A 13,386-nucleotide genomic window follows, 5' to 3' on the forward strand; every position below is an offset into this window, starting at 1 on the left:
TCAGGCAAATATGCGCAAGTGTGTCATTAATTTTGTGAATCTTGCTTCCAACGAGCTCACGAATCAGACGCACAGGCACTGATGCGCTATAAAGTTCAGCGTCTTCGAGCAAAGGAATCGCCATGACCCATGACACGTTCTGGTTGACCACGAGCGACCACCACCGCCTCTTCATCAACCAGTGGTTGCCCGAGCCGCCGCTCAAGGCGGCAATCCTGCTGTCCCATGGCATGGCCGAGCACAGCGGGCGCTACGCGCGCCTGGCCCAGGCCCTGTGCGCCGAAGGTTACGCGGTCTACGCGCCCGACCAGCGCGGCCACGGCAAGAGCGCGGAACAGGGGGTCCTGGGCCACTACGCGGATCAGAACGGCTGGAGCAAGGTGGTCGGCGACCTGGCCAGCCTCAACCAGCACATCGGTCAACAGCACCCCGGCACACCCATCGTGCTGCTGGGCCACAGCATGGGCAGTTACATTGCCCAGGCCTATCTGCAACACCACAGCGCCAGCCTGCACGGAGCCATTCTCAGCGGCTCGAATTTCCAGCCAGTGGCGCTGTACCGCATCGCCAGCCTGATCGCCCGCCTCGAACGCTGGCGCCAGGGCGGCCAGGGGCGCAGCGCACTGATCGAGTGGCTGTCCTTCGGCTCGTTCAACAAAGCGTTCAAGCCCAACCGCACCGCCTTCGACTGGCTCAGCCGCGACCCGGCGGAAGTCGACAAGTACGTCAATGACCCGCTCTGCGGCTTTCGCTGCACCAACCAACTGTGGATCGACCTGCTGGGCGGGCTGCAGCAGATCAGCAAGATCGCCAACCTGGCGCAGATCGATCCGGGCCTGCCGCTGCTGGTCATCGGCGGTGAATGTGATCCGGTGAGCGCCGGCAAGCGTCTCAAGGATCTGGCCAACGCCTTGCGCGAGGCCGGCAGCCAATGCCTGCAACTCAATATCTACCCGCAGGCACGTCATGAACTGTTCAACGAAAGCAACCGTGACCAAGTGACCCACGACGTGCTGGCCTGGCTGGACCAGGCGCTGCAGCACCGCCGGCCAGCGCGGTCGGAATAAGCGGTGCGCAGTCAGTGCGTTCATTTATCTGTCAGAGGATTTCAGCAACATGACCCAGGTAACCAACACCCCTTACGAAGCCCTGGAAGTCGGCCAGACCGCCCAGTACAGCAAGACCGTCGAGGAGCGTGACATCCAGCTGTTCGCCGCCATGTCCGGCGACCACAATCCGGTGCACCTGGACCCCGAGTTCGCCGCCGCCACCATGTTCAAGGAGCGCATCGCCCACGGCATGTTCAGCGGTGCGCTGATCAGCGCCGCCGTGGCCTGTGAGCTGCCCGGCCCGGGCACCATCTATATCGGCCAGCAGATGAGCTTCCAGAAGCCGGTGAAGATTGGCGACACCCTGACCGTGCGCCTGGAGATCCTCGAAAAACTGCCCAAGTTCCGCGTGCGCATCGCCACCCGCGTGTTCAACCAGCGCGATGAGTTGGTGGTGGACGGCGAAGCCGAGATTCTCGCGCCACGCAAGCAACAGACCGTGACCCTGCCGACCCTGCCAGCCATCACCATCGGCTGAACGCCGCCCCACGCAATCGCCCGGGTGCCGGCTTGCCGGCCCCTACCGTTTGCTACCCTCCTCTACCTGCACGCTGGCGGTCATGCCGGCGCTCAGGTTGATGCCTTCGGGCACCTTGTCGAGCTTGATCCGCACCGGAATCCGCTGAGCCAGGCGCACCCAGTTGAAGGTCGGTTCCACTTCCGCCAGCAACTGCCCGTCGGGCGTCGCATTGCGGTCGGTAATGCCCCGGCTGATGCTTTGCACATGGCCCTGCAAGGCATCGCCGGCGCTCATCAGCCAGACCTTCACCGGGTCGCCGACCTGGATCCGCGGCAGTTTGGTTTCCTCGAAATAGGCCTGGACATAGAAGGTCGAATCATCGATCAACGCCATCACCGGCTGCCCGGCATTGACGTAATTGCCCTCGGCCAGGCGCAGGTTGGTGATATGCCCGTCACGCGGGGCATGCACCTGGCTGCGGGCCAGGTTCAATTCGGCGACCTTGGCCTCAGCCTGGGCCTGGCGCAGCTCGCCACGGGCAATGCCGGCGTTGATCTGGGCGTTCTCCCGCAGCTCGGCACTGATGGCCTGGGGCCCGAGGGCGGCACGCCGGCTGGCTTCATGTTCACGCAAATTGAGTTGCTGCTGGCGGGTCTGCACCACCGCCAGGGCCTTTTCCAGGGCGGCCTCGAAACGGTCGCGGTCGATGCTCAGCAACAGCTCTCCGGCCTTGACCTGCTGGTTGTCCGCGACCTTGAGCTCGCGCACCCAACCGGACACATCCGGGGCGACGATCACCACATCCGCGCGAATCCGTGCATCACGGGTCCAGGGGGTCAGCATGTAGTACTGCCACAGGTGATAACCGGCAAAGATCGCCACCGCCACCAGGCAGAGGGTAAACGCGACACGTACGGGTGTACGCATGATCAACTCCTTATAAGGGCCCCAGAACCACGGTAATGGCCGTCAACACACAGACGTACAGGGCACAATCGAACAATGCTTCGTGCCAGATCCAGCGGCCCAGCCCGGTCACCCGTACCAGCATCCGCAAGGCGCCGGTGAGCACCAGCGCCAGCACCACATAAATCAGAAACGGGCTGAGCAGCACCCCGCCCACCGACCACTCACGCAGCCCCATGACTGTCCTCCTGCTGCCGGCACCAACTGCGCCAGCTGCTTTGCAATTGCACCACCGCGCCCTTCGCCAGCTTCAGCGCATCGCTGGGTGGCTGTTGCGCCAGTGCTTCGAGCAAGGCCGCGCTGGGCTGTTCAAGGGCATCCTGGCGGTTACCCGCCGGGCCTTGTTCCAGGGTCCGTTGCAGTTGCTCGAAGTAGGCCCGCTGTGCGGCACTGACCGGCACTTGGGCCACCGCCAGGCTCAAGCGCAGGTGCATCAGTTCGTCGCCAATATCCAGGCCCAGCAAGCCATCGTCCCAGCGACTGCGGGCCGGCTCCGGCAGCTCGGGGTAATGCCGCGCCAGTTGTAACAGGCGATCGGCCATGCGCCCGCCGAACCAGCTTTCCGCGCCCCGCAGGTTGCGCCGGGTCAGGCGCACCAGGTCATGCAGGGTCGCCGCCAGCAGACGCCGGCCGTGCCACGCCGGGTTGCGCAAAATCAGCAGATGGAAGGCCAGCACCGCGGCGCCGACCCCGAGCACCATGGCCTGGGCGTTATTGAAGAAGCTGGCAACATCGAAACTCATGCGGTTCATGGGCGAGATCAGCACGATGAAGTGCAGGCAGAACGATGTGGCCGTGGCACCGATCTGCGGGTTGGCCATGCCCAGGGCACCGAAGAACAGCGGCACGCCCATGGCCATCGCCAGCATTGGAAAACCGCTCCACTGCGGCAACAGGATCTGCCCCACCACGAACGCCACGGGGATCGCCAGGAAGATCCCGCGCATGAAGCTCATGCCGATCTGCGCACCGTTCTCGCGGCTGGCAAACAGGCTGCACACCACGCAGGTCAGGAGCATCGCCCCGGAAGCGGCGGGCCAGGCCGTGGCCAGCCAGAAGCTGGCCACCGTGAGGAACGCCAGGGCGCTACGGGCACCGAACACCAGGGCCAGCGACAGGTCGCGATGGGGCGCCAGGGTCGCCGGCTGCGCCACCGACGCCCGCCCCTCCTGCACCGCTTCAAGGGCCTGGGTAGCGCCCAGCGCGGTATCCAGCAACAAGCTCAACCGCGCCAGGCAATAGCTCTGCGCGGGGCTGAGCGAAACCTCGCGAGAGGCCTCCAGCACGCGCAGCGACAAGGCTTGCAGGCTGGCGCCATCGGCGGCGTCCAACGCCGCCTGGAGCTGATCCATCCAGGGCTGCAACGGCACGGCTTCGGCGGCCTCCAGTTGCTTCCACTGGCGTCGTACCGAACGGGAAATCCGCAGCAGCATCAGCAGCTTCTGACTCAGGCCACTGATCGCCCGGGCCCGCTGGCGACCCAGTGGGCCTTCGAACCAGGCATGTTCGCGCTGCGCGTCCACAGCGACGATACGCCCGAGAATCTCCAGCAAGCCCTTGCGCGCCAAGGCATCCCCGGCCAGGGTCGCGCGGGCCGCCTGCATCCCGCTGTGCCAGGCACTGCGGGCCTGATCGGCCAACTGCCGCTCGACCCGCAGCGGCCAGATCAGCGCACTGCTGGCAGTGGCGCAGATGATACCCAGGGAGATTTCCGTGCAGCGGGCCACCGCCTGGTCGAAGATCCCCAGCGGATGGCTGATGGCTGGCAAGGCAATGATCGCCACGGTGTAGCCCGCCAGCACAAAGGAATAGGACCAGGCGCTGCGCAGCAGGGTCGAACTGGCGGTGCACAGCCCCAGCCACAACGCCAGGGCCAGAAGAAACAACCAGGGCGTCTGCGCGAACACCCCCATGAACAGCACCGACATGAGGGTCCCGACCAGAGTCCCGAGCAGCCGTGCCAGCCCCTTTTGCAGCACCATCCCGGACAACGGCTGGGCGACGATGAACGCGGTCATCAGCGCCCAGGCCGGCTGCTCCAGCCCCCAGCGCAAGGCCAGCCACAAGGCCACGCCGCCGCCAAGCAGGGTCTTGATCGCGAACTGCACCGCGCGCAGGTTGGGAGCAAGCAAGGCTTGCAGGGTAATAGGCACTGGCAGGCACTCTTGGCAGGACAGTTTTAACGATAGTCGCGATAGTCATCGGCGAAGGCAGGCTAATTATTAGCTAGCTAACTAAATAGCGTCCAGCATTAAATCAACGGCATAAAAAAACGCCAGACTGGCTGGCGTTTTTGACAGGTTTTTAGCCTTATGAACGGGCACGAGCCTGGTTGCGCAGGGCTTTTACCTGATCGTGATTGCGTTGCACGCCGTGATACTGGCGCTCCACCACATCACGAATGCCCACCAGGTTGTGCTTGTTGATTGTCTCCAGGGCTTCCTTGTAGGCCTTCAACGCATGGTCTTCGCCACGCTCGGCCTCGTTGAGCACGGCTTCCTCGTCCTTGCCGGTCACCAGCGACTTGAGGTCGACCCAACGCCGGTGCAGGTCGCCGCTGACACTGGTGGAGGTTTCCGGTTCGCCCCCCATGGAGCGCACCACCGACTGCAATTGCGCCGCGGCGCTGGCGCAATCGCTGGAGCGCTTGATGAACAGCGCCTTGAGCTCTGGATGCTTGATGTCTTCGGCGCAGGTCTTGAACCCTTCCTGGCCGTCCTTACTGGTTTCGATCAGGCTGTTGAGTACCGAAATCGCTTCTTTATTCAAGTCAGTCATTTTCTGGTTCCTTGTGGGTTACGAGGGTTGAACTACGAGGGTTGAGTTAACCGTTGCACCCGCCATGCCAGACTTTAAATCCATATTTATTCGTTATATTTCAATAACTTATTGAAATCATGAAAATCTGTATCCGCGCTATTTGCATGATCTGTCATTTGGCCTGCATGCAGAATGCCTGTATTTTCCTCGGCACCCGAATCACAGAGCGGCCTGCGCGATGACGCCTGAAACACTTGAACTGCTGGTCACCCGGGAAATGCCCTTCGGCAAGTACAAGGGGCGCATCCTCGCCGACCTGCCCGGCCCCTACCTGAACTGGTTCGCCCGCGAAGGCTTCCCCAAGGGCGAGCTCGGCGGCCTGCTGGCGCTGATGCAGGAAATCGACCACAACGGCCTGTCCGACCTGCTGGACCCGCTACGCGCCAAACACGGCAAACCCAAACCCCGCCACTGATAAAGAGCCCGCCATGCCAAGGACTGCCGCCACACTTGCCCGCGACGAAGAGCACTGGCAAGGCATCGCCCGCCAATTCGATATCGAGCCAGGCCCGATCAACCTGGAAAACGGCTACTTCGGGCGCATGACCCGCACCGTGGCCGAGGCGTACCAGCACAACATCCAGTGGGTGAACCGCAGCAACTCGGTGCTGGTCCGCCAGCGTTTCGAACAAATCGACGCGCTGCAGATCCGCCGCCAGCTGGCGGCACTGCTGCAGGCGCCGGAAAACGCCGTGGCCCTGACCCGCTGCGCCTCCGACGCCCTGCAATCGCTGATTCGCAACTACAACCGCCTGCAGCCCGGCGACCAGGTACTGCTCAGCGACCTGGAATACGACACGGTCAAAGGCGCCGTGCGCTGGCTGGCCCGTCAGCGTGGGGTCGACGTTGTGGAAATCGTGCATCAGCATCCTGCCAGTTTTGACAGCCTTGTCAGCACCTACAAAAGCGCTTTCGAACGTTATCCACGGCTCAAGCTGATGCCCCTGACCTATGTCACCCACCGCAGTGGCCTGGTGATGCCGGTCCAGGCGATTGCCGCCGCAGCCCGGGACCATGGTGTCGATATCATCCTCGACGGCGCCCACGCCCTGGGCCAGATCGACTTCGACCTGGCCGAGCTGGGCATCGTCTTTGCCGGTTTCAATCTGCATAAATGGATCGGCGCCCCGCTGAGCCTGGGCTTGTTGTACATCCACCCGGAACGCCTGGAAGACATCGACCCGGACATGGGCGAGTTCCACTTTCCAAGCGATGACGTGCGCGCCCGCACGCCCTACAGCACACCGAACATTCCCGCCCTGATGACCCTGCCCCAGGTGCTGGAAGAACACCGGGCCATGGGCGGCGCCGCCGCCAAGGGAGCACGCCTGAACTACCTGCGGGAAACCTGGAGCGAAGCGGTCCGCGAACGTCCGGGAATCGAAGTCATGACTCCGCGGGACCCGCGCCTGTGCTGCGCCATCAGTGCCTTGCGCTTCACCCGCCATCCGCATCAGCAAGCCCTGGTGGATCGCCTGCTAGAGGACTACCAACTGTTCACCGTGGCCCGCAACGGTGCCGGGTTCGGCACCTGCATCCGCATCACCCCGGGGCTGACGACACCGCTTGAGCACATGCAGCGCCTGATCGAGGCCCTGAGCGAACTGGCCACCCGCTAACCCCGCCATCGACGCTGTTTTCCAGGCAAAAAAAAACGGTGCGCCGACCAAGCGCACCGTAAAGCCGTAGAACACACCAACGAATCGGGTAAAAACTTCAGTCCAGCAGCGACAGGGCCTCGGCCGTGCACTCTTGAATCCGCGCCCAGTCGCCGTTCTTGATCCACTCGGGGTCAAGCATCCAGCTACCGCCCACGCACATCACATTCTTCAAGGCCATGTAGCTCTTGATGTTGGCCGGGCCGACGCCGCCGGTCGGGCAAAACTTAACTTCGCCGAACGGCCCGCCCAGCGCCTTGATCGCCGCCACGCCACCGCTGACTTCCGCCGGGAACAGCTTGAAGCGGCGGTAGCCCAGGGCATAACCCTCCATGATCCCGGAGGCGTTGCTGATCCCCGGCAACAGCGGGATCGGGCTGGCCACGCTGGCTTGCAGCAGGTCACGGGTAATCCCCGGGGTGACGATGAACTGCGAGCCTGCCGCCTCCGCCGCGGCGAGCATCTGCGGGTCGAGCACGGTACCGGCGCCGGTCACCAGCTCCGGGCGCTGCTCACGCAGGATCTGGATCGCCCTGAGGCCGAACTGCGAACGCAGGGTCACTTCCAGGGCCGTCAGGCCGCCGGCGGCCAGGGCATCGGCCAGTGGCAGCACATCCTGTTCACGGGCGATGGTGATCACCGGCAGAATCCGCGCCTTGGCGCAGAGACTGTCGATCAGGGCAACTTTGTCCGCCATGGAAACGGTCGGGGCGAGTTTTGTCATAGCGGCTGATCCTTGGCTCATGGGCACCAGTAAATCTCTAACGGGGTTTGCAGGAAGGCGCGAATCGGCATTTCGGCGACAGCGTCACCAGCCAGTGCAGCGCTCAGGGTGGTCAGCTTGGACTGACCGGAAATCGACAACAGGCGGTGGCGGGCCGACGCCAGCAAGGCCCGGCTCATGCTCAGGCGCTGATGCGGCACGCTTGGCGCCAGCATCGGCCAGCAGCGACGAGTGCCGTTGCTGTCTAGCGCCTCGGCCAGGTTCGGGCTGTTGGGGAACAGCGACGCGGTGTGCCCGTCATCGCCCATGCCCAGCACCAGCACATCGATGCCCGGCAGTTCGGCCAGCAGGCTGTCCGCTTGCTGCGCCGCCTCTTCAAGATTGGCCGCTGCACTGTAGAGGCCGAGGAAACGCGCCTTGGCCACCGGCCCCTGGAGCAGGTAGCGCTTGAGCAGACCGGCGTTGCTGTCGGCATGCTCCACCGGCACCCAGCGCTCGTCCGCCAGGCTGACCAGCACCTTGGACCAGTCCAACTGCTGCTTCACCAGGGCCTGGAAGAATGCCACCGGGCTGCGCCCGCCGGACACCACCAGGGTCGCCTGGCCACGAGCCGCGATGGCCTCGCGCAGCAGCTCGGCAACCATCAGCGCCTGGCCTTCAGCCAGCAGCGTCGGGCTGCGGAATTCGTGGGCGCGCACACCCGTGGGCAGTTGCAAATCAGATATCGCCATACCAAGACCTCCCGTCCCGCGTGATCAGTGCAATGGAACTCATCGGCCCCCAGGACCCGGCCGCGTAGGGCTTGGGCGCATCACCGGACTTCTTCCAGCCGGCGATCAACTGGTCACACCACTTCCACGCGGCTTCGATTTCATCTTTGCGCACAAACAGGTTCTGATTGCCGCGCATCACTTCCAGCAACAACCGCTCGTAGGCATCGGGGATCCGCGCGCTGCGATAGGTGTCGGAAAAATTCAGCTGCAACGGACCGCTGCGCAGCTGCATGCCCTTGTCCAGGCCCTGCTCCTTGGTCATCACCCGCAACGAAATGCCTTCGTCCGGCTGCAGGCGAATGATCAGCTTGTTGCTGATCTGCAGGCGCTGCTCGGGGGCGAAGATGTAGTGCGACGGTTCCTTGAAGTGGATGACGATCTGCGACAGTTTCTGCGGCATGCGCTTGCCGGTGCGCAGGTAGAACGGCACCCCGGCCCAACGCCAGTTGCGAATATCGGCGCGCAGGGCGACGAAGGTTTCGGTGTCGCTCTGGGTGTTGGAGTTCTCTTCCTCCAGGTAACCCGGCACCGACTGGCCCTCGCTGTGGCCGGCAATGTACTGGCCGCGCACCACCTGGGTGGTCAGGCCTTCCGGGCTGATGGGCGCCAGGGCCTTGAGCACCTTGACCTTCTCGTCGCGGATGCTGTCGGCGGAGAGGTCGGCCGGCGGGTCCATGGCGATCAGGCAGAGCAGTTGCAGCAAGTGGTTCTGGATCATGTCCCGCAGTTGGCCGGCCTTGTCGAAATAGCCCCAGCGGCCTTCGATGCCGACCTTCTCGGCCACGGTGATTTCCACGTGGGAGATATAATTCTGGTTCCACTGGGTTTCGAACAGGCTGTTGGCGAAACGCAGGGCGATCAGGTTCTGTACCGTCTCTTTGCCCAGGTAGTGGTCGATCCGGTAGATGCGGTTTTCCGGGAAGAACTGCGCCACCGCGTCGTTGACCTTGCGCGAGGAATCCAGGTCCGAACCGATGGGCTTTTCCAGGACCACGCGGGTGTGCTGGTTGAGCCCGACCTTGGACAGGTTCTCGCAGATCGCGCCATAGACCGCGGCCGGAGTGGCGAAGTAGGCAATCAGCCGCTGTTCGCTGCCAGCACGTTCGGCCAGGGCGATGTAGTCCTCGGACTTGAGGAAGTCCACATGCAGGTAGCTCAAGCGGGCGAGGAAACGCTGCACAACGTCGGGATCGATGTCCTTGTCGCCGACATACTTGTGCAACTCGGTTTCGATATTGGTCAGGTGCTCTTGCTCGCTGCCCGGCTCGCGGGCCAGGGCCAGAATCCGCGTGTCATCGTGCAACAAGCCGGCGGCATCAAGTTGGTACAAGGCAGGAAACAGCTTACGCAGCGCCAGATCGCCCAGCGCGCCGAACAAGGCAAAGGTGCAGGGTTCAACCGTTATCGAAGGCATGATGTTTGTTCTTTTATCAAGTTAAGCTACAAATACCTTTTTTCAAGGCATCACTCAAGGAAAAATGTAGTAATAAACACAACATTTTTACAAAATACAGATTCCAGGTGGTGGTCGATCCAGGCCATCAGTAGGATAGGCCACCTCTCAACTTCGCATTGCAGGCGCTTGTCGTGGCTCTGCCCGCCACGCCTGTCTAGCCGATCTAGGAAACGTTAATGGACCGAGTGCGAAACCTTCTGGAGCAGATCCAGAACCGCCTTGAAGAATTGAACAAGGCGGAACGCAAAGTCGCCGAAGTCATCCTGCTCAACCCGCAGCAGGCGACCCGCTTCAGCATCGCAGCGCTGGCCCAGGCCGCCTCGGTCAGCGAGCCGACGGTCAATCGCTTCTGCCGCTCCTTCGGTGTCAGCGGCTACCCGGAACTCAAGCTGCAACTGGCCCAGAGCCTGGCCAGCGGCGCCGCGTACGTCAGCCGCGCGGTCGAGGCCGACGACAACCCCGAAGCCTACACGCAAAAAATCTTCGGCAGCGCCATCGCCTCCCTGGACAGCGCCTGCCAGGCCCTGGACCCGAACCTGATCAGCAAGGCCGTCGACCTGTTGATCCAGGCCCGGCAGATCCACTTCTTCGGCCTCGGCGCCTCGGCCCCGGTGGCCATGGATGCGCTGCACAAGTTTTTCCGCTTCAACCTGGCCGTCACCGCCCATGCCGACGTGCTGATGCAGCGCATGATCGCCTCGGTGGCCCACACCGGCGAATTGTTCGTGATCATTTCCTACACCGGCCGCACCCGCGAACTGGTGGAAGTGGCGCGCATTGCCCGAGAAAACGGCGCGTCGGTGCTGGGGCTGACCGCGGAAAACTCGCCCCTGGCCAAGGCCAGCACCCTGAGCCTGAACATCCCGCTGCCGGAAGACACCGACATCTACATGCCGATGACCTCGCGGATCATCCAGCTCACCGTGCTCGACGTGCTGGCCACCGGCATGACCCTGCGCCGTGGCGTGGACTTCCAGCCGCACCTGCGCAAGATCAAGGAAAGCCTCAACGCCAGCCGCTACCCGGTGGGCGACGAGTTCAACTGAGGCAAGCCGACGCCTACACCGCAGCGCGCGCCTGCAGGCTCAGGTGCGCCTGCTCCCCCGGCGCCAGGCACAGGCTGTCGGTGCCCCCGGCAGCCGCTTCGACGCAGACAAACCGCGACACCTCATTCCAGCTCACCCCCAGCAGCGGCCGGCTGCCCGGATGCCAGACCACGGTGTCGGCATCGTCACCGGTATCGATGCACAGCTCGCGCTGCCAGGCGTGATCCTTGAGCTGCAATTCGCCTTCGTGCTGGAACACCCGCTGGCAACCGCCCTCGACCCGCAACTCGCCCTGCTGCTGGCAGGCCTGGCGATTCAACTGGTCGTAACCCTGGGCGCCATCGAGCCCAGACAGCGCTACCTCACCAACGTCGCCAATACGCCAGTAGGCGTGCAAAGCCTGGCTCAACTGGCAGGGTTCAGTGTCCTGATGCTCGGTACTCAGGCGCAGGTCCATGCTCTGGCCCAGGTGCGCATGCAGGTCGACCTTCCAGTCGCACAACTGCAATTGCCAGTGCAGGCGCACGCCCTCCTCGTCGCTGCTGCTGTCCAGCAGCTTCCAGTCCAGCAACCGCGCCCAGCCGTGGGACGGCCAGGCATTCTCGCTGGGGTGACGGCCATACCAGGGCCAGCACACCGGCACACCGCCACGGATCGCCCCTACCTGCGGCCACTTCGAGGCACACCACAACCAGGGCTTCTGCCCGGCCGGCTGGAAGTGCAGCAACTGGGCGCCCTGGCGACTGAACACCGCCTGGCACAGGGGGTGATCGATCACCAGCACATCACGCATCTGATAGCGCTCCCAGGCGAACACCGGGCGTTCGCGCAAGGATTTGAAAAAGCGTTGTAGCGGATGCTCATGCATGGGCCGCGGTCCTGAAAATCACTGCTGTCTCGATATTCATGAGGGGCTGCGCCTGCCCCACAAAAAAAATCGGACAGCCTGGGCCATCCGCAAAATGCGCACATAGAGGAGGAGCTTATCGCAACAGCCTTAGAACACCGACTGAATTTTCAGACCGGCCACCAACGCGTTATCCACTTCATCCACACCGCCCGGATGGGTGATGTATTGCAGGTTGGGGCGCACGGTCAGCCAGTTGGTCACGTGGAAACCGTAGTTGATCTCGTAGTTGTATTCCGTGTCGCGCAGCGGCATGTACAGCGGGTTGTCGTAGTTGCTGATGCCGTTGTCCTCGTTGATCAACTGGGCGTTCTTGCGCACATCGTCGTTGACGTGGATACGCGCGAAACCGATGCCGACGTCATCTTTCGGACGGGCGTCGAACGGGCCCTTGTAGACGAACATCAGCGACTGGTAGTTGTCGACGACGTTGGTGTCCTTGTCGTGGAAGGTGGCGTTGGCGGCGATGTTCAGGCCACGGGAAGCGTCACCGTTGTGCGTGGTGAGTTGCTGCTGCCCGACGAACCAGTAGCCGTGCTTGCTGTTGTGCACGCGATAGGCATCGCCCGTGTCCGCGGCGTCCTGACCGTTGACGTCCTTGCGCACATCATTGGCCTCGGCCGTGCTCTTGTAGTAACCGACGCGGTATTCGCCCGGCAGACTATTGAGCTTGGGCGACCAGACCAGCTCCACCGGCAATACCGTGCCCTTGGTGCCGCTGCCGCTGAGCTTGAAGCCATTGCCGTGCTCCAGCTGCGAGGGGTTCTGGTTGTAGGCGCCGATCTGCGCATACAGCTCCGGGGTGATGTGGTACTTGACGCGCAACGCCGCCTGGCTGACCGGCCAGTTGTACCAGATTCCGGTGGCCCAGTTGCCCACCTGGGAGCCGCAGAAAGCCAGGTTCTGGAATTCGCAGGGGAAGGTGTTGAAGTCTTCGCCCTCGCCGAAGTAACCGGCCTTGACGTCCAGCTTGCCGTCGAGGAACTGGTGCTGGACCCACAACTGGGTCAAGCGAACCATGTGGCCACGGCCGTAGACTTCCTGGGAGGAACTCAGGGTGCCGGCACGCGGGTCGCCGATGCGGTCATTGGAGATGTTCTGGCCGTTGCGGTTGGTCAGCTGGATCTTGGCCTGGGTGTTGTCCCAGCCCAGCAGTTTCTGCAGATCGAAGGCCACGCCGAGGCCGAACTGGTCGCTGTAGCGCCCGGTCTTGTCGTCGTTGTAGCCGCCACGCAGGTTGGCGCCCATTTCCCCGACGTAGTCGGCCTTGATGTCGATCCCCTGCTCGATCAGCTTGGTGCGCTCACCGCCCCAGTCACCGGTCATCCATTTGGAGTCGGCGCTGAACGCCTCGTCGGCCATGGCATTGGCGGACAGGGCCAGGGCCGCTACCGCCGACAACTGGCAGAGCACCCGAGTATTGCTGTGTTGCTTTTTCATCCCTACATCCTCGTCTTTATTGTTATT

At 63.1% G+C, this 13,386-nt stretch carries 14 protein-coding genes; 5 read left to right on the forward strand and 9 right to left on the reverse strand.

Annotated features, from left to right (window positions below):
* Positions 1 to 122: 122 nt before the first annotated feature.
* Both LXM55_RS10565 and LXM55_RS10570 read left to right on the forward strand, forming a co-directional pair.
* Positions 123 to 1,067, forward strand: coding sequence for an alpha/beta hydrolase (locus tag LXM55_RS10565; protein WP_233320323.1), 945 nt, complete (start codon positions 123 to 125; stop codon positions 1,065 to 1,067).
* A gap of 49 nt (positions 1,068 to 1,116) precedes the next feature.
* Positions 1,117 to 1,587 (forward strand): MaoC family dehydratase, encoded by a 471-nt coding sequence (locus tag LXM55_RS10570; protein WP_011062855.1) that lies wholly within the window; start codon positions 1,117 to 1,119, stop codon positions 1,585 to 1,587.
* 42 nt (positions 1,588 to 1,629) lie between these two features.
* Here the strand turns inward: LXM55_RS10570 and LXM55_RS10575 are convergent, their stop codons facing one another.
* From LXM55_RS10575 to LXM55_RS10590, 4 genes are all read right to left on the reverse strand, one after another.
* Positions 1,630 to 2,496, reverse strand: coding sequence for an efflux RND transporter periplasmic adaptor subunit (locus LXM55_RS10575; protein ID WP_233320324.1), 867 nt, complete (start codon positions 2,494 to 2,496; stop codon positions 1,630 to 1,632).
* Positions 2,497 to 2,506: 10 nt separating this feature from the next.
* The gene (locus LXM55_RS10580) at positions 2,507 to 2,713 is read right to left on the reverse strand and encodes a DUF1656 domain-containing protein (protein ID WP_233320325.1); all 207 of its coding nucleotides are present in this window, start codon (positions 2,711 to 2,713) and stop codon (positions 2,507 to 2,509) included.
* Positions 2,700 to 4,688: an FUSC family protein gene (locus tag LXM55_RS10585; protein ID WP_233320326.1), complete on the reverse strand. Its 1,989-nt coding sequence runs from the start codon at positions 4,686 to 4,688 to the stop codon at positions 2,700 to 2,702. Before LXM55_RS10585 ends, LXM55_RS10580 begins: the two co-directional genes overlap by 14 nt.
* Positions 4,689 to 4,845: 157 nt before the next feature.
* Entirely contained in the window at positions 4,846 to 5,313 is a 468-nt protein-coding gene (locus LXM55_RS10590; protein WP_233320327.1) for a ferritin-like domain-containing protein, read from the reverse strand.
* 220 nt (positions 5,314 to 5,533) lie between these two features.
* On the opposite strand from LXM55_RS10590, the gene LXM55_RS10595 reads away from it, so the two are divergent.
* Both LXM55_RS10595 and LXM55_RS10600 read left to right on the forward strand, forming a co-directional pair.
* Positions 5,534 to 5,770 (forward strand): DUF3820 family protein, encoded by a 237-nt coding sequence (locus tag LXM55_RS10595; RefSeq protein ID WP_015636734.1) that lies wholly within the window; start codon positions 5,534 to 5,536, stop codon positions 5,768 to 5,770.
* A gap of 13 nt (positions 5,771 to 5,783) precedes the next feature.
* A complete protein-coding gene (locus tag LXM55_RS10600; RefSeq protein WP_233320328.1) occupies positions 5,784 to 6,974 on the forward strand; it encodes an aminotransferase class V-fold PLP-dependent enzyme in 1,191 nt (396 codons plus the stop codon).
* Between the two features lie 97 nt (positions 6,975 to 7,071).
* Here the strand turns inward: LXM55_RS10600 and LXM55_RS10605 are convergent, their stop codons facing one another.
* From LXM55_RS10605 to zwf, 3 genes are read right to left on the reverse strand one after another with little or no spacing between them, the layout of a single operon-like run.
* A complete protein-coding gene (locus LXM55_RS10605; protein WP_233320329.1) occupies positions 7,072 to 7,737 on the reverse strand; it encodes a bifunctional 4-hydroxy-2-oxoglutarate aldolase/2-dehydro-3-deoxy-phosphogluconate aldolase in 666 nt (221 codons plus the stop codon).
* 17 nt (positions 7,738 to 7,754) lie between these two features.
* Complete coding sequence (gene pgl, locus LXM55_RS10610) at positions 7,755 to 8,468, reverse strand: 6-phosphogluconolactonase (protein WP_233320330.1); 714 nt, start codon at positions 8,466 to 8,468, stop codon at positions 7,755 to 7,757.
* Positions 8,455 to 9,924: a glucose-6-phosphate dehydrogenase gene (gene zwf / locus LXM55_RS10615; RefSeq protein ID WP_233320331.1), complete on the reverse strand. Its 1,470-nt coding sequence runs from the start codon at positions 9,922 to 9,924 to the stop codon at positions 8,455 to 8,457. The genes pgl and zwf overlap by 14 nt, the downstream gene beginning before the upstream one ends.
* A gap of 227 nt (positions 9,925 to 10,151) precedes the next feature.
* Here zwf and LXM55_RS10620 point away from each other — a divergent pair, with 227 nt between their 5' ends.
* Complete coding sequence (locus tag LXM55_RS10620; protein ID WP_170001736.1) at positions 10,152 to 11,012, forward strand: MurR/RpiR family transcriptional regulator; 861 nt, start codon at positions 10,152 to 10,154, stop codon at positions 11,010 to 11,012.
* A gap of 13 nt (positions 11,013 to 11,025) precedes the next feature.
* Here the strand turns inward: LXM55_RS10620 and LXM55_RS10625 are convergent, their stop codons facing one another.
* Together LXM55_RS10625 and LXM55_RS10630 are read right to left on the reverse strand one after the other, a co-directional pair.
* Positions 11,026 to 11,880: a D-hexose-6-phosphate mutarotase gene (locus tag LXM55_RS10625; RefSeq protein WP_233320332.1), complete on the reverse strand. Its 855-nt coding sequence runs from the start codon at positions 11,878 to 11,880 to the stop codon at positions 11,026 to 11,028.
* A 129-nt stretch (positions 11,881 to 12,009) separates the two neighbouring features.
* Complete coding sequence (locus LXM55_RS10630; RefSeq protein WP_233320333.1) at positions 12,010 to 13,359, reverse strand: carbohydrate porin; 1,350 nt, start codon at positions 13,357 to 13,359, stop codon at positions 12,010 to 12,012.
* Positions 13,360 to 13,386 lie beyond the last annotated feature (27 nt).

This window comes from Pseudomonas sp. Au-Pse12 (genome assembly GCF_021341665.1).
Lineage (GTDB): Bacteria > Pseudomonadota > Gammaproteobacteria > Pseudomonadales > Pseudomonadaceae > Aquipseudomonas.